At 66.7% G+C, this 24,540-nt stretch carries 20 protein-coding genes; 7 read left to right on the top strand and 13 right to left on the bottom strand.

What is annotated here, in order from left to right; all coding sequences use genetic code 11:
- Window positions 1–41: 41 nt before the first annotated feature.
- The gene (scpA, locus tag LCHO_RS13490; protein WP_012347718.1) at window positions 42–2,204 is read right to left on the bottom strand and encodes a methylmalonyl-CoA mutase; all 2,163 of its coding nucleotides are present in this window, start codon (window positions 2,202–2,204) and stop codon (window positions 42–44) included.
- Window positions 2,205–2,240: 36 nt separating this feature from the next.
- Between scpA and LCHO_RS13495 the strand changes: the two genes are divergently transcribed.
- From LCHO_RS13495 to sucD, 3 genes are all read left to right on the top strand, one after another.
- Window positions 2,241–2,939: a GntR family transcriptional regulator gene (locus tag LCHO_RS13495; protein WP_012347719.1), complete on the top strand. Its 699-nt coding sequence runs from the start codon at window positions 2,241–2,243 to the stop codon at window positions 2,937–2,939.
- A gap of 114 nt (window positions 2,940–3,053) precedes the next feature.
- Window positions 3,054–4,214 carry an ADP-forming succinate--CoA ligase subunit beta gene (gene sucC, locus LCHO_RS13500; protein WP_012345532.1) on the top strand — a complete coding sequence of 387 codons (1,161 nt, stop codon included), beginning with the start codon at window positions 3,054–3,056 and terminating at the stop codon, window positions 4,212–4,214.
- Window positions 4,215–4,231: 17 nt separating this feature from the next.
- Window positions 4,232–5,125, top strand: coding sequence for a succinate--CoA ligase subunit alpha (gene sucD, locus LCHO_RS13505; protein ID WP_012345531.1), 894 nt, complete (start codon window positions 4,232–4,234; stop codon window positions 5,123–5,125).
- A 168-nt stretch (window positions 5,126–5,293) separates the two neighbouring features.
- Here the strand turns inward: sucD and LCHO_RS13510 are convergent, their stop codons facing one another.
- The 7 genes from LCHO_RS13510 to LCHO_RS13540 form a co-directional block, all read right to left on the bottom strand.
- On the bottom strand, window positions 5,294–6,604 hold the full coding sequence (locus tag LCHO_RS13510) for a citrate synthase (RefSeq protein ID WP_043705402.1): 1,311 nt from the start codon (window positions 6,602–6,604) through the stop codon (window positions 5,294–5,296).
- A 70-nt stretch (window positions 6,605–6,674) separates the two neighbouring features.
- Window positions 6,675–6,950, bottom strand: coding sequence for an FAD assembly factor SdhE (locus tag LCHO_RS13515; RefSeq protein ID WP_012347721.1), 276 nt, complete (start codon window positions 6,948–6,950; stop codon window positions 6,675–6,677).
- Window positions 6,951–6,981: 31 nt separating this feature from the next.
- A complete protein-coding gene (locus LCHO_RS13520; RefSeq protein ID WP_012347722.1) occupies window positions 6,982–7,686 on the bottom strand; it encodes a succinate dehydrogenase iron-sulfur subunit in 705 nt (234 codons plus the stop codon).
- Window positions 7,687–7,704: 18 nt separating this feature from the next.
- Window positions 7,705–9,513: a succinate dehydrogenase flavoprotein subunit gene (gene sdhA, locus LCHO_RS13525; protein ID WP_012347723.1), complete on the bottom strand. Its 1,809-nt coding sequence runs from the start codon at window positions 9,511–9,513 to the stop codon at window positions 7,705–7,707.
- Window positions 9,513–9,875 carry a succinate dehydrogenase, hydrophobic membrane anchor protein gene (sdhD, locus tag LCHO_RS13530; RefSeq protein ID WP_012347724.1) on the bottom strand — a complete coding sequence of 121 codons (363 nt, stop codon included), beginning with the start codon at window positions 9,873–9,875 and terminating at the stop codon, window positions 9,513–9,515. The genes sdhA and sdhD overlap by 1 nt, the downstream gene beginning before the upstream one ends.
- A 37-nt stretch (window positions 9,876–9,912) precedes the next feature.
- Entirely contained in the window at window positions 9,913–10,341 is a 429-nt protein-coding gene (gene sdhC / locus LCHO_RS13535; protein ID WP_012347725.1) for a succinate dehydrogenase, cytochrome b556 subunit, read from the bottom strand.
- A 93-nt stretch (window positions 10,342–10,434) separates the two neighbouring features.
- Window positions 10,435–11,214, bottom strand: a complete 780-nt coding sequence (locus tag LCHO_RS13540) for a GntR family transcriptional regulator (RefSeq protein WP_012347726.1) — start codon at window positions 11,212–11,214, stop codon at window positions 10,435–10,437.
- 222 nt (window positions 11,215–11,436) lie between these two features.
- On the opposite strand from LCHO_RS13540, the gene LCHO_RS13545 reads away from it, so the two are divergent.
- The 4 genes from LCHO_RS13545 (at window position 11,437) to acnB (ending at window position 17,056) form a co-directional block, all read left to right on the top strand.
- On the top strand, window positions 11,437–12,423 hold the full coding sequence (locus tag LCHO_RS13545; RefSeq protein WP_012347727.1) for a malate dehydrogenase: 987 nt from the start codon (window positions 11,437–11,439) through the stop codon (window positions 12,421–12,423).
- Between the two features lie 126 nt (window positions 12,424–12,549).
- Complete coding sequence (locus tag LCHO_RS13550; protein WP_012347728.1) at window positions 12,550–13,602, top strand: HpcH/HpaI aldolase/citrate lyase family protein; 1,053 nt, start codon at window positions 12,550–12,552, stop codon at window positions 13,600–13,602.
- Window positions 13,603–13,812: 210 nt separating this feature from the next.
- Window positions 13,813–14,253 (top strand): hypothetical protein, encoded by a 441-nt coding sequence (locus LCHO_RS13555; RefSeq protein ID WP_012347729.1) that lies wholly within the window; start codon window positions 13,813–13,815, stop codon window positions 14,251–14,253.
- 211 nt (window positions 14,254–14,464) lie between these two features.
- Complete coding sequence (acnB, locus tag LCHO_RS13560) at window positions 14,465–17,056, top strand: bifunctional aconitate hydratase 2/2-methylisocitrate dehydratase (RefSeq protein ID WP_012347730.1); 2,592 nt, start codon at window positions 14,465–14,467, stop codon at window positions 17,054–17,056.
- 94 nt (window positions 17,057–17,150) lie between these two features.
- Here acnB and LCHO_RS13565 read toward each other — a convergent pair whose 3' ends face one another.
- The 5 genes from LCHO_RS13565 to LCHO_RS13585 form a co-directional block, all read right to left on the bottom strand.
- Window positions 17,151–18,062, bottom strand: a complete 912-nt coding sequence (locus LCHO_RS13565; RefSeq protein WP_012347731.1) for a DNA ligase — start codon at window positions 18,060–18,062, stop codon at window positions 17,151–17,153.
- A 162-nt stretch (window positions 18,063–18,224) separates the two neighbouring features.
- Entirely contained in the window at window positions 18,225–19,679 is a 1,455-nt protein-coding gene (sbcB, locus tag LCHO_RS13570) for an exodeoxyribonuclease I (protein WP_012347732.1), read from the bottom strand.
- 54 nt (window positions 19,680–19,733) lie between these two features.
- Entirely contained in the window at window positions 19,734–20,960 is a 1,227-nt protein-coding gene (locus tag LCHO_RS13575; protein WP_012347733.1) for a hypothetical protein, read from the bottom strand.
- 28 nt (window positions 20,961–20,988) lie between these two features.
- Window positions 20,989–22,383 carry an undecaprenyl-phosphate glucose phosphotransferase gene (locus LCHO_RS13580; RefSeq protein WP_012347734.1) on the bottom strand — a complete coding sequence of 465 codons (1,395 nt, stop codon included), beginning with the start codon at window positions 22,381–22,383 and terminating at the stop codon, window positions 20,989–20,991.
- A gap of 156 nt (window positions 22,384–22,539) precedes the next feature.
- A complete protein-coding gene (locus LCHO_RS13585) occupies window positions 22,540–24,450 on the bottom strand; it encodes a GGDEF domain-containing protein (protein WP_012347735.1) in 1,911 nt (636 codons plus the stop codon).
- Window positions 24,451–24,540 lie beyond the last annotated feature (90 nt).

Genomic DNA, 24,540 nt, shown 5'->3' on the forward strand with positions numbered 1-24,540 from the left:
GTGAAGCAGCGTGGCGGGGCCTGCAGCGTATCGCAGCCCGATCAGGCCGCTGCGCTGAACCGCTCGCGGATCTGCTCGAGCACCGTCTTGGCCGACGCCGGAATCGGCGTGCCGGGGCCGAAGATGCCCTTCACGCCGGCGTCGTACAGGTAGCCGTAGTCCTGCGCCGGGATCACGCCGCCGACGAACACGATGATGTCGTCGGCGCCCTGATCTTTCAGCGCCGCGATGATGGCCGGCACCAGCGTCTTGTGGCCGGCTGCGAGCGTGGAGACACCCACCGCGTGCACGTCGTTCTCGATCGCCTGGCGCGCGCATTCTTCGGGGGTCTGGAACAGCGGTCCCATGTCGACGTCGAAGCCGAGGTCGGCGTAGGCCGTGGCCACCACCTTGGCGCCACGGTCGTGACCGTCCTGGCCGAGCTTGGCGATCATCACGCGCGGGCGGCGGCCCTGTTCCTCGGCGAAGGCGGCGATCTCGGTCTGCAGCTTCTCCCAGCCTTCGGCCGAGTCGTAGGCCGCGGCGTAGACGCCGGTGACCTTCTGGATGTCGGCGCGGTGGCGGCCGAACACCTTCTCGAGCGCATCGCTGACCTCGCCGACCGTGGCGCGCAGGCGGATCGCTTTGATCGCCAGGTCGAGCAGGTTGCCGTTGGCAGCGGCGGCCGCGTCGGTCAGCGCCTGCAGGGCCGCGTTGACGGCGGCGGTGTCGCGTGCGGCCTTGATGGCCTTCAGGCGCTCGATCTGCGACAGCCGCACGGCGACGTTGTCGACCTCGCGGATCTCGACCGCGTCTTCCTTGGCCAGCTTGTACTTGTTGACGCCGACGATGACGTCGCGGCCCGAGTCGATGCGGGCCTGCTTCTCGGCCGCACTGGCTTCGATCTTGAGCTTGGCCCAACCCGAATCGACCGCCTTGGTCATGCCGCCCATCGCCTCGACTTCCTCGATGATGGACCAGGCCTTGTCGGCCATGTCCTGCGTCAGCTTCTCCATCATGTAGCTGCCGGCCCAGGGGTCGACCACGCTGGTGATGTGGGTCTCTTCCTGGATGATCAGCTGGGTGTTGCGGGCGATGCGGGCGCTGGTATCGGTGGGCAGCGCGATGGCCTCGTCGAAGGCGTTGGTGTGCAGGCTCTGCGTGCCGCCGAAGACCGCGGCCATCGCCTCGATGGCGGTGCGCACGACGTTGTTGTACGGATCCTGCTCGGTCAGCGACCAGCCGCTGGTCTGGCAGTGCGTGCGCAGCATCAGGCTCTTGGGCTTCTTGGCGTCGAAGCCTTTCATGATGCGGGTCCACAAGAGACGTGCCGCGCGCATCTTGGCGATCTCGAGATAGAAGTTCATCCCGATCGCCCAGAAGAACGAGAGGCGCCCGGCGAAGTCGTCGACGTCCATGCCCTTGGCGATGGCGGTCTTGACGTACTCCTTGCCGTCGGCGAGCGTGAAGGCGAGTTCGAGCGCCTGGTTGGCGCCGGCTTCCTGCATGTGATAGCCGGAGATCGAGATCGAGTTGAACTTCGGCATGTTCTGCGCCGTGTACTCGATGATGTCGCCGATGATCCGCATCGACGGCTCGGGGCCGTAGATGTAGGTGTTGCGGACCATGAACTCCTTGAGGATGTCGTTCTGGATCGTGCCGCTCAACTTGTCCTGGCTCACGCCCTGCTCTTCGGCCGCCACCACGTAGCCGGCCAGCACCGGCAGCACGGCACCGTTCATCGTCATCGAGACCGACACCTTGTCGAGCGGGATCTGGTCGAACAGGATCTTCATGTCCTCGACCGAATCGATCGCCACGCCGGCCTTGCCGACGTCGCCGGTCACGCGCGGGTGATCGCTGTCATAGCCGCGGTGCGTGGCCAGGTCGAAGGCGACCGACACGCCCTGCCCGCCGGCAGCCAGCGCCTTGCGGTAGAAGGCGTTCGATTCTTCGGCGGTCGAGAAACCGGCGTACTGGCGGATGGTCCACGGCCGCACCGCGTACATCGTGGCCTGCGGGCCGCGCAGGAAGGGCTCGAAGCCCGGCAGCGTGTCCGCATAGGGCAGGTCGGCGGTGTCGGCCGCGGTGTACAGCGGCTTGACGACGATGCCCTCGGGCGTGTGCCAGTTCAGTGCCGACACATCACCGCCGGGAGCGGACTTGGCAGCCGCCTTGGCCCACTGTTCGAGCGTGGCGGACTGAAATTCTTTGGACTGAGACATCGTGGTTTCCTGAGCAGACGCGCTCAGCGATGATACATGATGCATAATTATGAATTCAAGTCTGACTCCAAAACGACATCCGCCGTGTCATTGCCCACCGCCGAAACCAGTCTCTCGCCGCGCGCCCTCTACCAGGACGTGGCCGAGCGCCTGCGCGAGCAGATCTTCAATCGCGAACTGGAGCCGGGCAGCTGGATCGACGAGCAGAAGCTGACGGCCGAGTTCGGCATCAGCCGCACGCCCCTGCGCGAAGCACTGAAGGTGCTGGCGGTCGAGGGGCTGGTGACGATGAAGGTGCGGCGCGGCGCCTATGTCACCGAGATGTCGACGCAGGACGTGAAGCAGGTCTATCACATCATGGCGCTGCTCGAGGCCGATGCCGCCGCCGAGGTGGCCACCCACGCCAGCGAGGTCCAGCTGGCCCAGTTGCGCGCCCTGCACAACCAGCTCGAGCGCGAGGTGCAGCAGCGCGAGTTCTTCTTCGCCACCAACGAGGCGTTCCACGCCCAGATCCAGCTGCTGGCGGGCAACCGCTGGCGGATGCAGATCGTCAACGACCTGCGCAAGGTCATGAAGCTCAACCGCCACCACTCGCTGTTCAAGCAGGGCCGCATCGACGAGTCGCTGGCCGAACACCGCGCGCTGATGGCGGCCATCGAGCGGCGCGACCCCGAGGCCGCACGCTGCCTGATGCATGCCCATTTCGAGAACGGCCTGGCCGCCGCCGCAGATTGAGCGGACTCAGCTTGAGGTCAGCTTGAGGGCGCAGAGTGCGCCGCGCTGCACAGGCCAACGTCACCCCACGTTTCCCCACCCCCTGCATCCCACATCCTACGAGGAGCCGTCCCAGTGAAAATCCACGAGTACCAAGGCAAGGCGATCCTGCGCCAGTTCGACATTCCGGTGCCGCGCGGCCATGCTGCGTTCACGGTGCAAGAGGCGGTGGAAGCCGCGCAGAAGCTCGGCGGCCCGGTGTGGGTCGTGAAGGCGCAGATCCACGCCGGTGGCCGTGGCAAGGGCGGGGGCGTCAAGGTCGCCAAGAGCCTCGATGACGTCAAGAAGCTCGCCGAGCAGATCCTGGGCATGCAGCTGGTCACGCACCAGACCGGCCCCGAAGGCCAGAAGGTGCGCCGCCTCTACATCGAAGACGGCGCCGACATCCAGAAGGAGTACTACGTCTCCCTGGTCACCGACCGCCAGTCGCAGAAGGTCGCCTTCATCGCATCGAGCGAAGGCGGCATGGACATCGAGGAAGTCGCCCACTCGACGCCCGAGAAGATCATCACCGAAGTGATCGACCCGCTGACCGGCCTGGGCGCCGAGCAGGCCGAGAAGATCGCCCGCGCCATCGGCCTGCCGGCCGAGTCGATCGCGCAGGCCGTCACCCTGTTCCAGAACCTCTACCGCTGCTACATGGAGACGGACGCCTCGCTGGTCGAGATCAACCCGCTCAACCGTGACAGCAAGGGCGGCCTGATCGCGCTGGACGCCAAGTTCAACTTCGACGCCAACGCGCTGTTCCGCCACCCCGAGATCGTCGCCTGCCGCGACCTCGACGAAGAAGATCCGGCCGAAGTCGAAGCCAGCAAGTTCGATCTGGCCTACATCAGCCTGGACGGCAACATCGGCTGCCTGGTCAACGGCGCGGGCCTGGCGATGGCGACGATGGACACCATCAAGCTGTTCGGCGGCGAGCCGGCCAACTTCCTCGACGTCGGCGGTGGCGCCACCGCCGAGAAGGTGACCGAAGCCTTCAAGATCATGCTCAAGAACCCCGAGGTCAAGGGCATCCTGGTCAACATCTTCGGCGGCATCATGAAGTGCGACACCATCGCCGAAGGCGTGATCACGGCCTGCAAGGCGGTCAACCTGTCGGTGCCGCTGGTGGTGCGCATGAAGGGCACCAACGAGGACCTGGGCAAGAAGATGCTGGCCGAATCGGGCCTGCCGATCATCGCTGCGGACACGATGGCCGAAGCCGCGACCGCGATCGTCAACGCCGTCAAGTAAGCCCGGAGCAACAGAACATGTCGATTCTCATCAACAAAGACACCCGCGTCATCACGCAGGGCATCACCGGCAAGACCGGCCAGTTCCACACGCTGGGCTGCCAGGCCTATGCCAACGGCAAGAACGCCTTCGTCGCGGGCGTGAACCCGAAGAAGGCGGGCGAGAAGTTCGCCGACATCCCCATCTACGCCAGCGTCAAGGAAGCCGCGCAGCAGCAAGGCGCGACCGTCAGCGTGATCTACGTGCCGCCCGCCGGCGCGGCAGCGGCGATCTGGGAAGCGGTCGAAGCCGACCTGGACCTGGCGATCTGCATCACCGAAGGCATCCCGGTTCGGGACATGCTCGAAGTGCGCAACAAGATGAAGGCCAAGGAAGCCGCCGGCGGCAAGAAGACGCTGCTGCTGGGCCCCAACTGCCCGGGCCTGATCACGCCCGAGGAGATCAAGATCGGCATCATGCCCGGCCACATCCACCGCAAGGGCCGCATCGGCGTGGTGAGCCGTTCGGGCACGCTGACGTATGAAGCGGTCGCCCAGCTGACCGAGATCGGCCTGGGCCAATCGAGCGCGGTGGGCATCGGCGGCGACCCGATCAACGGCTTGAAGCACATCGACGTGATGCGCGCCTTCAACGACGATCCGGACACCGATGCGGTGATCATGATCGGCGAGATCGGCGGCCCCGATGAAGCCGAAGCGGCGATGTGGTGCAAGGCGAACATGAAGAAGCCGATCGTCGGTTTCATCGCGGGCGTGACGGCGCCCGCGGGCAAGCGCATGGGCCATGCCGGTGCGCTGATCAGCGGTGGCGCGGACACGGCGGACGCCAAGCTCGCGATCATGGAGGAGTGCGGTTTCACGATCACCCGCAACCCCAGCGAGATGGCACGCCTGCTGAAGGCGCTGCTGTAAACGGCACGGATCGACCGGTAAGCCGGTCGTGCCATGACGAGCCGCCTTCGGGCGGCTTTTTCGTGGGCTGATGAACGGTGATTCTTCGGCTCGACGGAAACGACAAAGGCTCCCGAAGGAGCCTTTGTCTTCATCGCGCCGCGAGACACGCGGCACGGATGGGATCGATCAGCGCTGACCGATCGGCTTGACGTCGCGCGGCACCGAGCCGGAGAACAGCTGACGCGGGCGGCCGATCTTGTACTCGGGGTCGCCGATCATCTCGTTGAGCTGGGCGATCCAGCCGACCGTGCGGGCCAGGGCAAAGATGCCGGTGAACAGGTTCACCGGAATGCCGATGGCGCGCTGCACGATGCCGGAGTAGAAGTCGACGTTCGGGTAGAGCTTGCGGCTGACGAAGTACTCGTCTTCCAGCGCGATCTTCTCCAGCTCCTTGGCGAGCTTGAACAGCGGGTCGTTCTCCAGGCCCAGTTCGGCCAGCACTTCGTTGCAGGTTTCCTGCATCAGCTTGGCACGCGGGTCGTAGTTCTTGTAGACGCGGTGACCGAAACCCATCAGCTTGACGCCGGAGTTCTTGTCCTTGACCTTCTCCATGAACTCGCCGACCTTGGACACGCCGCCTTGGCGCTGGATGTCTTCCAGCATGTTCAGGCAGGCTTCGTTGGCGCCGCCGTGGGCAGGGCCCCACAGGCAGGCGACACCGGCGGCGATGGCGGCGAACGGGTTGGTGCCCGACGAGCCGCACAGGCGCACGGTCGAGGTCGAGGCGTTCTGCTCGTGGTCGGCGTGCAGGATGAAGATGCGGTCCAGCGCGCGCTCGAGCACCGGGTTGACCACGTACTCCTCGCACGGCGTGCCGAACATCATGCGCAGGAAGTTGCCCGAGTAGCTCAGGTCGTTCTTCGGGTACATGTAGGGCTGGCCGATGCCGTACTTGTAGGCCATCGCCACCAGCGTGGGCATCTTGGCGATCAGGCGGATGGCCGAGATCTCGCGATGCTTCGGGTTGTTGATGTCCGTGCTGTCGTGATAGAAGGCCGACAGACCGCCGATCAAACCGGTCAGCACCGCCATCGGGTGGGCGTCACGACGGAAGCCGCGCAGGAAGAACTGCATCTGCTCGTTGACCATCGTGTGGTTGATCACGAGCTTGTGGAAGTCGCCACGCTGGGTGGTGTCGGGCAGTTCGCCGTTGAGCAGCAGGTAGCAGGTGTCGAGGTAGTCGCACTGGGTGGCGAGCTGCTCGATGGGGTAGCCGCGATACAGCAGCTCGCCCTTGTCACCGTCGATGTAGGTGATGGCCGACTGGCACGAGGCCGTGGACAGGAAACCCGGGTCGTAGGTGAACTTGCCGGTCTGGGCGTAGAGCTTGCGGATGTCGATGACATCGGGACCGATGGTGCCCTTGTAGATCGGCAAGTCCATCGAAGCGCTGCCATCGGAGAACGATAGCGTGGCTTTCACGTCGGAGGGGGTCATCATGGCTGTTTCCTCTTCAAGTCAAATCAGATCGGCGCAAATTTGCAGAGCGGGACATCGGGGCTGCACGTCACCGCGGCGGGCGCTCGCGCAACTGGGCCAGTACCTGCAGCACCTCGGGGCTCGCGAGCTCGCCCTGGGGTTCGCTTCGCTGCAGCAGCAGGTCCAGCAGATCGTTATCGGCCAAATCCATCAGGGCATCCAGACCGGCGGCTTGCCACACGGTCAGGACGTCCTCGTAGCGCTGGAAAAAGCGCTCGATGAAAAGGTCGTTCTCCAGCAGACCACGGCGGCAACGCCAACGCAGTTTGCTCAGTGAGCGGGCATCGAGCAGGGCAGTGTCCATTGCGGGTCTTGCAGGGTTCTGACCAGGGTGATCAGACAGCGCGACGCACCATCAGTTCTTTGATCTTGCCGATCGCCTTGGTGGGGTTCAGTCCCTTCGGGCAGACATCGACGCAATTCATGATGGTGTGGCAGCGGAACAGGCGGTACGGATCCTCGAGGTTGTCAAGGCGCTCGCTGGTGCCTTGATCACGGCTGTCGGCGATGAAGCGGTAGGCCTGCAGCAGGCCGGCCGGGCCGACGAACTTGTCGGGGTTCCACCAGAAGCTCGGGCAGCTGGTCGAGCAGCTCGCGCACAGGATGCACTCGTACAGGCCGTTGAGCTCGTCGCGCTCTTCGGGCGACTGCAGGCGCTCCTTGTCGGGCGGGATGCTGTCGTTGAGGAGGTAGGGCTTGATCGAGTTGTACTGCTTGAAGAACTGCGTCATGTCCACGATCAGGTCGCGGATGACCGGCAGGCCCGGCAGCGGCTTGAGCACGATGACGCCCGGCAGGTCACGCATGTTGGTCAGGCAGGCCAGACCGTTCTTGCCGTTGATGTTCATCGCGTCCGAACCGCACACGCCTTCACGGCAGGAACGGCGGAAGCTCAGCGTCGGGTCGACGGCCTTGAGCTTGATCAGGGCATCGAGCAGCATGCGTTCGTGGCCGTCGAGTTCGACGTCGATCGACTGCATGTAGGGCTTGCTGTCCTTGTCAGGATCGTAGCGGTAGATCTGGAAAGTGCGCTTGGCCATGGTTTGTTCTCGCTGCGATCAGAAGGTGCGGACCTTGGGCGGAACGGATTCCACCGTCAGCGGTTTCAGGTTCACCGGCTTGTACGACAGGCTGTTGGTGGCGCTGTCCCAGAGGGTGTGCTTCATCCATTCCTTGTCGTTGCGGCCGAGCGGGAACTCGGCGTCGTCGGCACCGCGCTCGTAGTCGTTCACGGTGTGTGCGCCACGGCATTCGGTGCGGGCTGCAGCCGAGGTCATCGTGGCCTGCGCAGCCTCGATCAGGTTGTCGACTTCGAGCGCCTCGATGCGGGCGGTGTTGAAGACCTTGGACTTGTCCTTGAGCGTGATCGCCTTGACGCGCTCGCGCATCGCATTGATCTTGAGCACACCCTCGTTCATCGACTTCTGGGTGCGGAACACGCCGGCGTGCTGCTGCATCGTGCTGCGCAGGTCGTTGGCGACGTCCTGCGCGTACTCGCCCTTGGCGCTGCCATCCAGGCGCGCCAGGCGGGCGAGCGAGAAGTCGGCCGCATCCTTGGGCAGATCCTTGTGCGACCTGGGTGCGCTCTTGAGCGCGTCGACGATGTGGTTGCCGGCCGCGCGACCGAACACCAGCAGGTCGAGCAGCGAGTTGGTGCCCAGGCGGTTGGCGCCGTGCACCGACACGCAGGAGCACTCGCCCACCGCGTACAGGCCGTTGACCACGCTCTTGTGATCGCCACCCTTGGGCACGACCACCTGACCGTTGATGTTGGTCGGGATGCCACCCATCTGGTAGTGGATGGTCGGCACCACGGGGATCGATTCCTTGGTGATGTCGACGTTGGCGAAGTTGTGACCGATCTCGAACACCGAGGGCAGGCGCTTGAGGATGGTGTCGCCGCCCAGGTGGGTCATGTCGAGGTTGATGTAGTCCTTGTTGGGACCGCAGCCGCGACCTTCCTTGATTTCCTGGTCCATGCAGCGGCTGACGAAGTCGCGCGGCGCCAGGTCCTTCAGCGTCGGGGCATAGCGCTCCATGAAACGCTCGCCGTTGACGTTGCGCAGGATCGCGCCTTCGCCACGGCAGCCTTCGGTCAGCAGCACGCCGGCGTTGTGCACGCCGGTCGGGTGGAACTGCCAGAACTCCATGTCCTGCAGCGGGATGTTGGCGCGCGCCGCCATGCCCAGGCCGTCGCCGGTGTTGATGAAGGCGTTGGTGCTGGCCGCGAAGATGCGACCGGCGCCACCGGTGGCAAACAGCGTGGTCTTGGCTTCGAGGATGTAGACGTCGCCGGTCTCCATCTCGAGGGCGGTGACGCCGAGCACGTCGCCTTCACTGTCGCGGATGAGGTCGAGCGCCATCCATTCGACGAAGAACTGGGTGCGCGACTTGACGTTCTGCTGGTACAGCGTGTGCAGCATCGCGTGACCGGTGCGGTCGGCTGCGGCGCAGGCGCGCTGCACGGGCTTCTCGCCGTAGTTGGCGGTGTGACCACCGAACGGACGCTGGTAGATCGTGCCGTCGGCATTGCGATCGAACGGCATGCCGAAGTGCTCGAGCTCGTACACCACCTTGCCGGCTTCACGGCACATGAACTCGATGGCGTCCTGGTCGCCCAGCCAGTCGGAGCCCTTGATGGTGTCGTAGAAGTGGTAGTGCCAGTTGTCTTCCGACATGTTGCCCAGCGACGCACCGATGCCGCCCTGGGCAGCCACCGTGTGCGAACGGGTCGGGAAGACCTTGCTCAGCACGGCCACGTTGAGGCCGGCCTGAGCCAGTTGCAGCGATGCGCGCATGCCCGAGCCGCCCGCACCGACGATGACCACGTCGAACTTGCGACGCGGCAGATTGGAACCAACAGCCATCAGAGTCTCCAGAGAACTTGGATCGCCCAGCCGGCAGTGCCGACGAGCCACACGAGCGTGAACACCTGCAGCGACAGCCGCAGACCGACGGGCTTGATGTAGTCCATCCAGATGTCACGCATGCCCACCCAGGCGTGCCAGGCGAGAGAGATGATCAGCACGAAGGTCAGCACCTTCATCCACTGCTGCGAGAAGATGCCTGACCAGCGCTCGTAGCCGATGGGGCCGCCGAACAGCACCTGCAGCAGCAGGGCCACGGTGAACAGCGCCATCAGCACGGCGGTGACACGCTGGGCCAGCCAGTCGCGAAGGCCGTAGTGCGCACCGACGACGATGCGCTTGGATCCGTAGTTCTGGGACATGGTGATTTCGTCTATTGAGAACCGGTGGGACGGGGGGTCAGAACAGACCGAAGAGCTTGGCGCCCAGCGCCAGCGTCAGCAGCACGCTGGAAACCAGCGTGACCAGCGCCGAAGAGTGGCCATGCTGCTTGGTGACGCTGTGGGTGGCGTCCATCCAGAGATGGCGCACGCCGGCGATGAAGTGGTGCAGGTAGGCCCAGATCAGGCCCAGCGCCACCAGCTTGACCAGCACGCCCGGCACGAATCCGATACCGGAACTGAATGCCGCGGTGAACTCTTCGTACGACACCTCGGAAGTCACGCTGGTATCGAAGAACCAGATGATCAGGGGCAACAGGAGAAACATCATCGCGCCGCTGACGCGGTGCAGGATCGACACGATGCCCGCCGGGGGTAACCGGTAGCTCGCGATGTCGGTGATGTGGATGTTGCGAAAGACCGGGCGTTGCGGGGTCGAGTCAGCCATGGCGTGCCTTCTTGTGATCACAGAGAAACCGTAGGATTTTATTGCAATGCAGCAGTCTGTTACTTGCCCTGGCATCGCGGTGTGTTGTCAGCATCAGCTCAACTCGTTGCGGTAATGATGATGCGTGGTGTTGTAGAGGCCGCGCCGCAGCTCGACCGGCTTGTCGCCATAGGTCAGCGACAGGCGTTCGACGCTCAGCAACGGAGTGCCTTCACTCACGCACAACAAGGTTGCGACGGAACGATCGGCACCGATGGCACGGATCTTCTCTTCGGCGCGAATCATGCGCACGCCGAATTCGGATTCGAACAGGCTGTAGAGCGGCCCGCGATACTCGCTCAGGCGCTCGGCAGTCAGGCCCTTGAACAGATTGCCGGGCAGCCAGATATCGTCGAGCACGATCGGCCTGCCGGCCTGCGAGAGCGTGCGGCGGATCTGCACCACCATGTCGCCCGAGCGCAGATCGAGCGAGCGAACCACGTCGACCGGCGCACGCAGGCGTCGGCAATCGAGAAACTCGCGCTGCATCGGCAGCGGCGGGCCGCCGTCTTCGGGTTGCAGCCGCAGGAACCGGTACTGGATCTTCTCTTCGTTGTGGGTCGCGACGAACGTGCCCTTGCCCTGCCGGCGCACCAGCAGGTTCTCGGCCGCCAGTTCGTCGATGGCCTTGCGCACGGTGCCCTGGCTGACCTTGAAACGCGCGGCCAGGTCGAGCTCGCTCGGAATCGCCTCGCCGGGCTTCCATTCGCCGCCCTGCAGGCCACGCATGATCAGCGCCTTGATCTGCTGATAGAGCGGGCTGAACGCAGGCGTCGACTCGCCGGCCGCATCGGCGGCAGGATTGGGCGGCGTATTGGACGCAATATGCGACATGTTCGCGATTGCAGCACAAGCCGGCCCGGCGGCGCAACCAAATGTCAACAGATGTCTTATATAAGACATAAGATCGTTGACGCACCCAGGGTCTATCCCTAGACTGCGCGATACTTCTGATTCACCGTTGCAGCGCGGCACTGACACCGTCTTGAATCGTGTCAACCCCAGCCAGCGCGCGGCTGAGTCGCCAGTTCCTTTCATTCCACCAGGAGTTCCTCCATGAGCAAGAGTCCCGTTCGTGTGGCCGTCACCGGCGCCGCTGGCCAAATCGGTTACGCACTGCTGTTTCGCATCGCCTCGGGCGAAATGCTGGGCAAGGACCAGCCGGTGATCCTGCAACTGCTGGAAGTGCCGGTCGAGAAGGCCCAGGAAGCCCTCAAGGGCGTGATCATGGAGCTGGAAGACTGCGCCTTCCCGCTGCTGGCCGGCATCGAGGCCCACTCCGACCCGATGACCGCCTTCAAGGACACCGACTACGCGCTGCTGGTCGGCGCTCGTCCGCGTGGCCCGGGCATGGAGCGTGCCGACCTGCTGGCTGCCAACGCCCAGATCTTCACGGCCCAGGGCAAGGCCCTGAACGCCGTCGCGTCGCGCAACGTCAAGGTGCTGGTGGTCGGCAACCCGGCCAACACCAACGCCTACATCGCGATGAAGTCGGCGCCGGACCTGCCGGCAAAGAACTTCACCGCCATGCTGCGCCTGGACCACAACCGTGCAGCCTCGCAGATCGCCGCCAAGACCGGCAAGCCGGTGGCGTCGATCGAGAAGCTGGCGGTGTGGGGCAACCACTCGCCGACCATGTATGCCGACTACCGCTTCGCCACCATCGGCGGCGAGTCGGTCAAGGACATGATCAACGACGACGTCTGGAACCGCGACGTGTTCCTGCCGACCGTCGGCAAGCGCGGCGCCGCGATCATCGCCGCCCGCGGCGTGTCGTCGGCTGCTTCGGCCGCCAACGCTGCCATCGATCACATGCGCGACTGGGCCCTGGGCACCAACGGCGCCTGGGTCACGATGGGCGTGCCGTCCAAGGGCGAATACGGCATCCCGGCTGAAACGATGTTCGGCTACCCCGTCACCTGCGAAGGCGGCGAATACAAGATCGTCGAAGGCCTGCCGATCGATGCCTTCTCGCAAGAGTGCATCAACAAGACCCTGGCCGAGCTCGAAGGCGAGAAAGACGGCGTCAAGCATCTGCTCTGATGCCCCGCTGACCGGCCGGTGACGGTCGGTCACAAAATCGAAGCCGGTCCGCGTGACCGGCTTTTTTTATGCTTTGATGCGGTGCAAGATCGATTGCCCGAGCCGCTGCTGCCAAGGAGCCCCGCCATGAAAAGTGTCGTTGCCACATCCGCGTCCGATGACGCTGCGCCGCGGGTTCATCCACGCACCGCCCTGTTCGGCGCCGATGAAACCGCGCCGGCCCTGCCGGTTTGCGACCACTACGCCGGCGTCGAGGTGCGCATGCGCAAGAGCCTCGAGATGCAGGGCCAGCTCGGGCCGGTCTTCGACGTCACGCTCGACGCCGAAGACGGCGCGCCGGTCGGCGGCGAGCTCGACCACATCGCGCTGATCAACGAGCTGATCAACTCGCCGCAGAACCTGCACGGGCGCGTCGGCGCGCGGCTGCAGGCGGTCGATCACCCGGCCTTCGAGGCGATGGCCGACCTGCTGGTGCAAGGCGCCGGCCAGCGTGTGGCCTACATCATGCTGCCCAAGCCGCGCGGCCTGGCCGACCTGGAACGCGGTGTCGCGGCGATCGACGACGCGGCCCGGCGCCACGGCATCACGCGCGCGATTCCGGTGCACGCGCTGGTCGAGACCCACGGCGCCCTGCGCGAAGTGCAGGCCCTGGCGGCGCATCCGCGCATCGAATCGCTGTCGTTCGGGCTGATGGACTTCGTCTCCGAACACCGCGGCGCCATCCCGCAGAGCGGCATGAGCGTCAAGGGCCAGTTCGAACACCCGCTGGTGGTGCGTGCCAAGCTCGAGATCGCCGCGGCCTGCCACGGCTGGGGCAAGACGCCGTCGCACTGCGTAGTGACCGAGTTCAAGCACCGTGCCGCGCTCGAGGATGCCGCCACCAAGGCCTGTCGGCAGCTCGGCTACACGCGCATGTGGAGCATCCACCCGGACCAGATCCTGACCATCGTCGAGGCCTTCGCCCCCACCGTGGCCGAGGTCGACCACGCGATCGAGATCCTGCTGGCCGCGCAGGTGGCGCAGTGGGCGCCGATCCGCCATCGCCACGCCGGCACCGACACCCTGCACGACCGCGCCAGCTACCGCTATTTCTGGCATGTGCTCGAGCGCGCGCATCGCACCTCGGTGTCCGGTGGCGACCAGCTGCCGGCCGAGATCCGCAAGGCGTTCTTTTCCTAGCCGGCAGCGCGGGTTTTGATGCCGACACCACGAATTCGTGTGGCCCGGATGAGACAGACGTCACATCCCGGACCTTCGCGACGCCTCAACATGTGACCAATCGCTTCGCGTCGACGGGTCGCCACGTCGCGCCACCGGACGCAAATTGCTACGCCTGTCGCATCCGCTGCGGCAAGAATCTGCACGCTGTTTCAAACCAAGGAATCTTCGATGTCTCACGCCCTGCCCCTGTCCCGTCTGAGCCTGCTTGCACTGAGCACTGCGGCTGCCTTGATGTCCGGCTCGCCGGCCTGGGCCCAGGACGCGCCAGTCAGCAAGAAGGCAGCCGCCAAGAAGGCCGCTGCGCTGCCCGACCTGAGCCCGGAACAGCTCGCCAACGCCGAGCGCGTGCTGACGGGCGCCACGCCGTGCGAGTTCAACCAGTCGGTGACGGTCAGCGCCAACGCCGACAAGGCGGGTTATTTCAAGATCAACTTCAAGGGCAAGAACTACGTGATGGCCCCGGAACCCACCACCACCGGCGCGGTGCGGCTCGAGGACAAGAAAAATGGCGTGGTCTGGCTGCAGATCGCCAACAAGTCGATGCTGATGAACGCCAAGATCGGCCAACGCATGGTCGACAACTGCGTGCACCCGAGCCAGAAGATCTGATCGGCCGCGAAGCGCACGAGCCCTCGCGTCACAGGCCGCCCATCGGGCGGCCTGCTGTTTTTTGGCACGCATGGCCTTCGAGTCTGCAAGGAACGCTTGGCAAGTCTTATATAAGACATAAAATATCGGGCAAACCCGAAGACACCGTCCCGCACGCTGTGTCAAGGTTCAGCCCCTCGCCAGTTGACCACCCCCGCACGGAGCCTTACTCATGCTGCAAGCCTATCGCCAACACGTCGCCGAGCGCGCTGCCCTCGGCATCCCGCCGCTGCCGCTGGATGCCAAGCAGACCGCCGACGTGATCGAGCTGATCAAGAACCCGCCCGCGGGCGAGGACGCCTTCCTGCTCGACCTGCTGACGCACCGCGTGCCCCCGGGCGTGGACGACGCCGCCAAGGTCAAGGCCAGCTTCCTGGCTGCAGTGGCTCACGGTGAACTGGCCGTCGCGCTGATCGGCAAGGCCAAGGCCACCGAACTGCTCGGCACCATGGTGGGCGGCTACAACGTGCACCCGCTGATCGAACTGCTCGACGACGCCGAAGTGGCCGCCGTCGCTGCCGCCGCGCTCAAGAAGACGCTGCTGATGTTCGACTTCTTCAACGACGTCGCCGAGAAGGCCAAGGCCGGCAACGCCCACGCCAAGGACGTGATCCAGAGCTGGGCCGAAGCCGAGTGGTTCACCAGCCGCCCCGAAGTGCCCCAGTCGATCACCGTGACCGTCTTCAAGGTGCCCGGCGAGACCAACACCGACGACCTGTCGCCCGCCCCCGACGCCTGGAGCCGCCCGGACATCCCGCTGCACTACCTGGCGATGCTCAAGAACACCCGCGAAGGCGCGGCGTTCAAGCCCGAGGAAGACGGCAAGCGCGGCCCGATGCAGTTCATCGAGGACCTGAAGAAGAAGGGCAACCTCGTGGCCTACGTCGGCGACGTGGTCGGCACCGGTTCCTCGCGCAAGTCGGCCACCAACTCGGTGATCTGGGCCACCGGCCAGGACATCCCGTTCGTGCCGAACAAGCGCTTCGGCGGCGTCACGCTGGGCGGCAAGATCGCCCCGATCTTCTTCAACACGCAGGAAGACTCCGGCTCGCTGCCGATCGAAGTCGACGTCACCAAGCTCGAAATGGGCGACGTGGTCGATGTGCGTCCGTATGACGGCAAGATCGTCCGCAACGGCGAGACCGTCGTCGAGTTCAAGCTCAAGAGCGACGTGCTGTTCGACGAAGTGCGCGCCGGTGGCCGCATCAACCTGATCATCGGCCGCTCGCTGACCGCCAAGGCGCGCGAGTTCCTGGGCCTGCCCGCGTCCACGCTGTTCCGCCTGCCCTCGACCCCGACCGCCACCAACGCCGGCTTCACGCTGGCGCAGAAGATGGTCGGCCGCGCCGTCGGTCTGCCCGAAGGCCAGGGCGTGCGCCCGGGCACCTACTGCGAACCGAAGATGACCACGGTCGGCTCGCAGGACACCACCGGCCCGATGACCCGCGACGAGCTGAAGGACCTGGCTTGCCTGGGCTTCTCGGCCGACCTGGTGATGCAGTCGTTCTGCCACACCGCGGCCTACCCGAAGCCGGTCGACGTCAAGACCCACCGCGAACTGCCCGCGTTCATCTCCAGCCGTGGCGGCGTCGCGCTGCGCCCGGGTGACGGCGTGATCCACAGCTGGCTCAACCGCCTGCTGCTGCCCGACACCGTCGGCACCGGTGGCGACTCGCACACCCGTTTCCCGATCGGCATCTCCTTCCCCGCCGGTTCGGGCCTGGTCGCCTTCGGCGCCGCCACCGGCGTGATGCCGCTGGACATGCCCGAATCGGTGCTGGTGCGCTTCAAGGGCCAGATGCAGCCCGGCATCACCCTGCGCGATCTCGTGCACGCCATTCCGCTGTACGCCATCAAGGCCGGTCTGCTGACCGTCGCCAAGGCCGGCAAGAAGAACGTGTTCTCGGGCCGCATCCTCGAGATCGAAGGTCTGCCCGACCTGAAGGTCGAACAGGCTTTCGAGCTGAGCGACGCTTCGGCCGAACGCTCGGCCGCCGGTTGCACCGTCAAGCTGAACCCGGCTCCGATCAAGGAATACCTCACCAGCAACATCGTGCTGATGAAGAACATGATCGCCGACGGTTACGCCGACGCCCGCACGCTGGCGCGCCGCATCGAGAAGGTCGAAGCCTGGCTCGCCAACCCGAACCTGCTCGAAGCCGACAAGGACGCCGAATACGCGGCCGTGATCGAGATCGACCTGAACGAGCTGACCGAGCCGGTGCTGTGCTGCCCGAACGACCCGGACGACGCCAAGCTGCTGAGCGAAGTGGCCGGCGCCAAGATCGACGAGGTCTTCATCGGTTCGTGCATGACCAACATCGGTCACTTCCGCGCGGCGTCCAAGCTGCTCGAAGGCAAGCGCGACATCCCGGTCAAGCTGTGGATCGCTCCGCCGACCAAGATGGACGCGTCCGAGCTGACCAAGGAAGGCCATTACGGCGTCTTCGGCGCGGCCGGTGCGCGCACCGAGATGCCGGGCTGCTCGCTGTGCATGGGCAACCAGGCGCAGGTGCGTGAAGGCGCGACCGTGGTGTCCACCAGCACCCGCAACTTCCCGAACCGCCTGGGCAAGAACACCTTCGTGTACCTGGCCTCGGCCGAGCTGGCTGCGATCGCATCGAAGCTGGGTCGCATCCCGACGGTGGCCGAATACGCCGCCGACATGGGCGTGATCAACAAGGACAGCAGCAAGATCTACACGTACCTGAACTTCGACCAGATCGAAGAGTACGCGGACACCGCCAAGGGCGTGTCGGCCTGAGCCACTGCGCCATGAACGGTCACTGATCGTTCCATGAGACAAGGCCCGCCGGGGTAACTCGGCGGGCCTTTTTCATGCCTGGATCACGCGTCGTTCAAGGCAGATCGTGCATGCGCCAGAAGGTCGCGAAGCGCGGCAGCCCGCTGTTCGTGAGGCCGCGGTAGCGATAGGTCACCCAACGGCCCGGCGCGGGCGGATCGTCGCGTTCGGCGTCCGACAGGCCCGAGCCCAGCGCGAACTCCCTGCCGTCGGGCGTGCGCACCCGCAAGGCGCCGAGCCGGCCGGCGTGGCGGCCCTTGCCGGGCAGGTGGCCGATCACCATCGCCTCGGCATCGAGCTGCGGCTTGAGCTTCAGGAGCCAGTCGCTGCGGCCGGTGACGTAGGGTGCATCGGCGCGGTGCAGCATCAGCCCTTCCCCGCCGGCGGCGATCACTTCGGCCAGCCAGCGGTCGAGTTCCTGCCGATCGTCAAGGCGGCGCTGTTGCACCACGTGCGCGCCCGCCACGGCGTCGGTGCCGGGCAGCAGTTCGCGCATCGCCCGATGCCGCTGAGCGAAGTCGCCCGGCGCGTCCGGCAGCTCGAACACGGCATAACGCACCTCGCGCCAGAGCGGGTCGTCGGCCGAATGCTCGCGCCGGATCAGCGCCGACATCGCGTCGAAGCGGCTGCGACCGAGCCAGAGTTCGCCGTCAAGGGCACGCGTCGGCAGCCGGGCGGTGAAATCCGCCGGCGCCCGGATCGGGATGCCACTGCGCAGCAGCAATTGCCGACCGCTCCAGAAGGCCCGCACGCCGTCGAGCTTTTCGCTGACCAGATGGCTCGAAACATCCAGGTCCGGCCCGGCGGGCCTGGCCAGCAGCAGGGCCGGCGGAACGGGGGCAAGAGGCTCGGCCCGGGCCGAGTCATGCCGCAGGCCGAGGCTGCCGAGCGCCCCCGCCATCGGTACAGCCCAGGCCTGGGCCAGGCCCCAGGCCAGCCAGCGTCGTCGATCCGGTCGTGTGTCCATCGCAGCCCCTTGCGGCGTCATGCGCCGTGATGCGCGCGGTACCGGCCGATCCGGCCCTGTGCGGCACGACATGAGGGTAGGCAGAACCGGCCCGCACGTCTCTCCCCCCGGAGAGGGAGACGATGGGGGATGCCGCCGGGGCGGCGGCGCGCCGTGCCGGCCTCAGGGCGGCGGTGGCGCGATCTGCTCGGCGTAGTCGTAGAGCGCGCCCAGGATCTCCGGGCCGCGCTCGTCGTCTTCGGGCAAGGCTTCGCCCAGCGTGTCGATGCGCTCGAAGAACGCCGCCAGCGTCATCGCCCCACCCGCGCCGTCGTGCAGGCGTCGTGCGCAATGCCGTTCCCAGCGCGCGCGCTCCTCGTCGCGCAAGGTCTGCGGGAAGTTGCGGGCGCGCCAGCGCAACAGCAGCTCGTCGAGCCTCGGGTCGTTGAACGTCGGCAGCTTGTCGGCGAGCTTCTCGGGTGCCAGCGCACGCACGCGCTGCAGCGTGCGGCGGTCGTCCTGGCCGATGAAGCCGCCGTACAGGTCCTCGTCGACGTCCGGCGGCTCGGCCGCTGCGGGCCGGGCGAAGACCTCCGGCCAGATGCCGGCCATCGTCGCGCCCTTGCGCGCGGCCAGTTCGGCGTGGTGCAGGGCCTGATCCTTGTCGATGCCCCAGCGCTGCGCCATCTCGGCGCCGAGCGTCTTGAGCTGCGCGATCACGACCGGCGACTTGTTGATGTGGATGCTCTTGATCGGCAGGCGACCGACACCCTCCGGCAACTCGCTCGCCTTGACGAACAGGCGCGCGCGGATCGCCTCGGCGTCGAGGGTGAACAGCTCGCCCGGGTCCTCGGCCAGGTCCCAGACGATGATCTCGTTCTTGTTGGTCGGATGCGGCGCCAGCGGCCACACGATCGCCAGGCAGCCGCGCTCGGGGCCGTACATGCCGGAGATGTGCAGGAAGGGGCGGCCCTGTCGTTGTGCACCCTCGATCTCGGCCAGCACGGCGTCCTTCTTGCGCAGGCGCAGGCAGAAGTCGAACAGCTTGGGCCGAGCGTTCTTGATCAGCCGCGCCAGCGCAATCGTGGCGCGCACGTCCGACAAGGCGTCGTGCGCGCCCTCGTGGCTGATGCCGTTGGCGGCGGTGAGGTGCTCGAGCTTGAACGACGGCCGACCGTCGTCGTGCCGGGGCCACTGGATGCCGTCAGGCCGCAGCGCGTAGCAGCAGCGCACCACGTCGAGCAGGTCCCAGCGGCCGCATTCGTTCTGCCACTCGCGGGCGTAGGGGTCGATCAGGTTGCGCCAGAACAGGTGGCGCGTCACCTCGTCGTCGAAGCGGATGCTGTTGTAGCCGACGCCGATGGTGCCGGGGCGCGCGAGCTGGTCTTCGATCGCGTCCGCGAAGGTGTGTTCGGGCACGCCGAGCTCGAGGCAGGTCTGCGGCACGATGCCGGTCAGCAGGCAGGACTCGGGGTCGGGCAGGTAGTCGGGCGCCGGCTGGCAATGCTGCATCAGCGGTGCGTCGATCTCGTTGAGATCGAGGTCGGTGCGGATGCCCGCAAACTGGGCCGGCCGATCGCTGCGTGGCGATCGGCCGAAGGTTTCGTAGTCGTGCCAGAAGAAGGTGTGCTCAGCCATGGGCCGGCACGTTAACCGATGCCGCGCCCGCCAAGGCGCGGCAAGCACCCGTCGTCAACGCCAGTAGAGCTGGCCGGAGCAGTTCAACACCGTCACGTCGTAGGCGTAGGTGATGGTCGAGGCCGGATCGCTGACCGAGCGGTCCTCCCAGTGCACGCCGCAGCCGAGTTCGATGTTGCGGATCGGCAGGTAGCGCAGTGACAGGTCGACGGCCTGGGTGCGGTCCGACGCCGAGTTGACGCTGGCCGCACCGATCGCGACCAGCGAGTTGTCGAGCGTGCGCCGGCTGGTGGACACGCCGGCGCCGAGCAGCACCTTGCCGGTCAGCTCCCACTGGGCCTTGACCGCCAGCGTGGTGCGCAGGCGGGTGTCGCTGGTGTCGAACGAGGTCTGGCCGATGTCGAAGCTGCTGCTGCCGATGTTGCTGTCGCGGCTCAGCGAGGTGTCGAGCGTGACCTTGGCGGTCGGGCGCCAGTTCCAGGCCAGCGCGCCGGTCCAGGTGTTGTAGTCGCGCGCCAGTTGCGCCGAGTGGCTTTCGCGGGTGCGGCTCAGGCGGGCGGTCAGCGTGCTGGCGCCGCTGGCTTCGAGGGTGCCGGTGAAATCGAGGTCGCGCCGCTTCACGTCGTCGCCGACGCCGTTGGCGAAATTGGGATAGCGGGCGTCGGTGTAGCGCGCCCCCACCCGCACCTGCAGGCCGCTGCCGGGGCGCACCGAGATGCCGCCGTTGCCGGTCCACTGGCGCACGTCGCGGGTCGGGCTGGCCTCGTACTGGACGCGGTTGGCCGACAGGCCGGCGTCGAAGGTGTACATCGTCACCAGGCCGACCCGCGCCTGGGTCGAGACGGTGTGGGTGCGCACCAGGTTGCGGCCGGCAAAGGTGCGGGTGTTGTCGACGTCGAAGCGGTCGAGCGACTGCCGGGTCTCGGCCAGCAGGTTGCCCGACCAGCGCTCGGCGGTGGCCCAGTCGAGGCGGGTGTTCAACGCATAGTCGGTGTTGTCGAAGCGCTTCTGGCTGCGGAACTGGTTGCGGTTGGCATTCAGGCTGGCGCTCAGGCGCTGGCGGCTGAGGGTCTGGTCCAGGCCCAGTCGCACGCCGGTCGACAAGAAGGTGTCGCTCAGCACCGGGCCGCCGGCCGGGGCGCGCTCGAGGTTGCTGTCGCGCGTGACGGTTTCGGACACGCCCAGGTAGTAGGGCGAGGTCTCGGCCCGGGCCTGCATCGCGCAGCCCAGCAGGGCGGCGCAGCAGAGGGCGTTCAGGGCGGGCAAGCGATTGAGGTTCATGGGGATTTCCTGGATCGGATCGTCAGGTTCAGAACGCGTTGCGGTCGAAGAAAACCAGCTTGATCGTGCGCGCGATGATGCGCAGATCCATGCCGATCGACCAGGTGCGCAGATAGGCGATGTCGTACTCGACGCGGGCGGCCATCTTCTCGACCACATCGGTCTCGCCGCGGCAGCCGTTGACCTGGGCCCAGCCGGTGATGCCGGGCTTGACCTTGTGGCGGATCATGTACGAACGGATGATCGGCCGGTACTCGTCGTTGTGCGCCACCGCATGCGGGCGCGGGCCGACGATGCTCATGCGGCCCTGCAGCACGTTGATGAACTGCGGCAGCTCGTCGAGCGAGGTGCGGCGCAAGAAGGCGCCGAAGGGCGTGATGCGCGGATCGTCGCGGGTGGCCTGGCGCACCACCCGGCCGTTGTCCATGGCGCGCATCGAGCGGAACTTGTAGACCACGATCTCGTCGCCGTCGAGGCCGTTGCGGCGCTGCCTGAAGATCACCGGCCCCGGCGAGCTGAGCTTGACGCCGATGGCGATCGCCACGAACAGCGGCGACACCAGCAGCAGGATCAGGCTGGCCAGCACGATGTCGCTGGCGCGCTTGGCCAGGCCGTTGATGCCGACGAACGGGCTCTCGAGCAGGCTGACGATCGGCACGCCGTCCATGTTGCGCATGCGGCCCTGGATCACGTTGACACCGAACACGTCGGGCACGAAGTAGATCGACACCGCCGTGTCCTGCAGCGCCGTGAGCAGGCGCATGATGCGCGGCTGCGAGCTCAGCGGCAGCGTGATGTAGACGTCCTTGATGCGGTGGCGGGCGATGCAGTCGACGATCTCGTCGAAGCGTGCGACCACCCGGTCGGCGGCTTCCGGATGGCGACGCTCGGGCTGGCGATCCTCGACGTAGCCGATGAAATCATGTCCGTAGGAGTGCCGGCTGCCGAGCGCCTGGGCCACCTTGACGCCCAGCGCGCCGGCACCGATCACCAGCGCGGGTCGGCGCGATTCGGGCTGCGCGGCGTGACTGCGCATCAGGCTGCGGCCGATCATCACGCAGGCGAACTGGGCCAGCGGCGTGATGGCGGCCCACCACAGCAGCACCGACGGCTCGAAGAACTTGAGGCTGTCGGTGGCGTAGCCGCACAGGCCGAGGATCAGCAGCACCACCACCCAGGCCGAGACGATGTCGACCGCGGAGTTGAGCGGCCGCTCGTAGAAGCGGTTGGTGCCGGGAAACACCAGCACCAGCATCAGGATGCACAGGATCATCACGGCGCGGTTGACCGGCTCGTCATGCAGCACCGTCACGGCCAGGAAGGTCGAGACGGCGAGCAGCGGCTCCGCGATGGCGGCAACGAAGACCGGCACCGACTGGGGCGCCGAGGCGTTGAAACCGGGTGACGTGCGTTGAGCGTGCATCGATGAGGGAATCGCCGGGCGAGGGCCAGTGTCGGAGGCGCCTATTGTCCGGTGGACACAACGCCGATCCACGCACCGGCGCGGCGCGGCGTGATGCTTTGCGCGCCTGCGCCTCGGTGCAAAGTCACACCGTGGCGCGTGGCGTTCAAGCGCCGTTCAGGCCACGCAGGTCCGGTTCTTGCCCGTGCGCTTGGCCTCGTAGAGCGCCTCGTCGGCGCGCTGCAGCGCCACCTCGATCGCCTCGCTCGGCCGGTACAGCGTCACGCCGGCCGAGAAGGTCACGAAGCTCTGCTTGCCCTCGTACATGAACAGCTCGGCCGACAGCAGCCGCTGCACCCGCGTCAGCACCCGCTGCGCCTCGTCGGACGGTGTGCCCGGCAGCAGCACCACGAACTCCTCGCCGCCGTAGCGCGCCAGCGTGTCGGTCGGCCGCAGGGCCTCGCCGACCCGGCGGGCCAGGAACTTCAGCGCCTCGTCGCCGGTCTGGTGACCCAGGCTGTCGTTCAGGCGCTTGAAGTTGTCGATGTCGAGCAGCCCGATCGCCAGGTCGGCGGACTCGCGCTCGACCCGTGCACGCTCGGCGTCGAAGCAGCGCAGCAGGCCGCGCCGGTTGGCGATCTGCGTGAGCTGGTCGGTGCAGACCTCCTGCGACAGCTGGCGCAGCTCGGCCTCGAGCTCGACCACCCGGTCGGCCATCGTGCGCGCCCGTTCGTGTTCATCGTGCAGGCGCTGCGTGGTCTGGCTGACCAGCATGTGCACCGTGCGGGTCTCGTCGACCATCTCGCGCACCACGCCGGCCAGGCCCTCGAGCGAATCGGCCGAGCCGATCACCTCGGCGTAGCGGCCCACGCTTTCGTTGAAGCGGCCGGTGTGGGCACCGAGTTCGCCGATGTCCTGCAGCATGCGGTGGATCAGGTGCTTGAGCGCGTCACGCGCCTGCGCCCGCTCGCGGCGCAACTGCTGCTGGCGCGCGCGGGTGGTGCCGAGCAGTTCGCTGACGGCGCTGACGCCGCGGCTGCTCAGGCCCATGCCGAGCTGTTCGCGCATCGCCAGGCACTGGCCTTCGACCCAGCTGTCGTCCTCGGCCAGTTCACCGAGCCCGTCAGTCAGCTCGTTGACCAGCGCACCGAGCTGGTCGACGAGGTGGTGGCGGTGCTGCAGGACGCGCCGCACGTCGTCGCAGGCGCTCTGCAGTTCGGCGATGTCGGCCGGCTCGTGACGGGCCTCTCTCACCGCGCTGGCCGCGCGCTGCAGCTTGCCGCCGACCTCGCCGGAGCGGCTCTCGCCCGGTGGCAAGGCAGCCTGCAGCGACGCTTCGAGCAGGTGCACGACCTGCGGCCATGCGCCCGGCTGCCCGCTCGGTGCGGACAGCGGCCCGCCGCCGGCCGCGACACCGCTGATCGCCTGCGTCAACGCCTGCTCGGCCTGCGCCAGCGGATCACCGGCCGCCTCCGCCTGCACGGGCGCTTCGCCGGCCGCGCCATCGGCAGACGGTTCGGCGTCGGCATCGACCGGCGCCGCGTCGCTGTCCCAGCTGGCGACCAGACTCTGCAGCCGCTGCTGCAGCCGCTGCGGATCGCTGCGGCAGGAACTGAGCACGTGCTTGATGCTGTCCTTGCGGCGCCCCACCGGCCAGGTGCGCGAGCCCCGCTCGAGGCAGCGGCTGCTGCGCTCGATCACCTCGGCCCAGGCCTGGGCCTGCTGCGCGGCGCTGGGCGCCTCGGCCTCGACGACGCTGGCGACCTCCTGCCAGCGCTGCGATTGCAGGGCCTGGCTCAGGCGGTCGCGCGCCGCGCCGGCCGGCAGCAAGCGCGTCACGATGCCCTGCACCGCCGCCCGTGCGACGGCGCCGGCCGGTTCGGCAGCGGCCTCACCGATGCCCTCGCCGCCTTCTTCGCGCCACGCACGCGCGTAATTGGCCGGCGTGGGCTCGAGCTTGGCCATCGCGAGACGGCGCAAGGCCGCCTTGGCGAGCGACGCACTCGCGCCGGCCCCCGCACCGGGACCGGCACCGGCAGCCGCCGCTCCCGCACCCGTCACTGCGCCCGCTTCCCTGGTTCGTTCCATCGTCACACCTGCTCGATTGCGCCTCGAAACGCCGTCGGCACGTCGCTCGAAGACGACGCCGGACGGCCTTCAGCCACGGCCGCACCGATC

This window comes from Leptothrix cholodnii SP-6 (assembly GCF_000019785.1).
Taxonomy (GTDB): Bacteria; Pseudomonadota; Gammaproteobacteria; order Burkholderiales; family Burkholderiaceae_C; genus Sphaerotilus; species Sphaerotilus cholodnii.

Coding starts and splice junctions, on each gene's coding strand:
- LCHO_RS13540 (WP_012347726.1), bottom strand. CDS start 11,214: ATGTCGCATATTGCGTCCAATACGCCGCCCAATCCTGCCGCCGATGCG.
- LCHO_RS13580 (WP_012347734.1), bottom strand. CDS start 22,383: ATGCACGCTCAACGCACGTCACCCGGTTTCAACGCCTCGGCGCCCCAG.
- acnB (WP_012347730.1), top strand. CDS start 14,465: ATGCTGCAAGCCTATCGCCAACACGTCGCCGAGCGCGCTGCCCTCGGC.
- sdhC (WP_012347725.1), bottom strand. CDS start 10,341: ATGGCTGACTCGACCCCGCAACGCCCGGTCTTTCGCAACATCCACATC.
- sdhD (WP_012347724.1), bottom strand. CDS start 9,875: ATGTCCCAGAACTACGGATCCAAGCGCATCGTCGTCGGTGCGCACTAC.
- LCHO_RS13575 (WP_012347733.1), bottom strand. CDS start 20,960: ATGAACCTCAATCGCTTGCCCGCCCTGAACGCCCTCTGCTGCGCCGCC.
- LCHO_RS13565 (WP_012347731.1), bottom strand. CDS start 18,062: ATGGACACACGACCGGATCGACGACGCTGGCTGGCCTGGGGCCTGGCC.
- LCHO_RS13495 (WP_012347719.1), top strand. CDS start 2,241: ATGATGCATAATTATGAATTCAAGTCTGACTCCAAAACGACATCCGCC.
- LCHO_RS13585 (WP_012347735.1), bottom strand. CDS start 24,450: ATGGAACGAACCAGGGAAGCGGGCGCAGTGACGGGTGCGGGAGCGGCG.
- sdhA (WP_012347723.1), bottom strand. CDS start 9,513: ATGGCTGTTGGTTCCAATCTGCCGCGTCGCAAGTTCGACGTGGTCATC.
- sucD (WP_012345531.1), top strand. CDS start 4,232: ATGTCGATTCTCATCAACAAAGACACCCGCGTCATCACGCAGGGCATC.
- LCHO_RS13550 (WP_012347728.1), top strand. CDS start 12,550: ATGAAAAGTGTCGTTGCCACATCCGCGTCCGATGACGCTGCGCCGCGG.
- LCHO_RS13515 (WP_012347721.1), bottom strand. CDS start 6,950: ATGGACACTGCCCTGCTCGATGCCCGCTCACTGAGCAAACTGCGTTGG.
- scpA (WP_012347718.1), bottom strand. CDS start 2,204: ATGTCTCAGTCCAAAGAATTTCAGTCCGCCACGCTCGAACAGTGGGCC.
- sbcB (WP_012347732.1), bottom strand. CDS start 19,679: ATGGCTGAGCACACCTTCTTCTGGCACGACTACGAAACCTTCGGCCGA.
- LCHO_RS13545 (WP_012347727.1), top strand. CDS start 11,437: ATGAGCAAGAGTCCCGTTCGTGTGGCCGTCACCGGCGCCGCTGGCCAA.
- LCHO_RS13520 (WP_012347722.1), bottom strand. CDS start 7,686: ATGGCCAAGCGCACTTTCCAGATCTACCGCTACGATCCTGACAAGGAC.
- LCHO_RS13510 (WP_043705402.1), bottom strand. CDS start 6,604: ATGACCCCCTCCGACGTGAAAGCCACGCTATCGTTCTCCGATGGCAGC.
- LCHO_RS13555 (WP_012347729.1), top strand. CDS start 13,813: ATGTCTCACGCCCTGCCCCTGTCCCGTCTGAGCCTGCTTGCACTGAGC.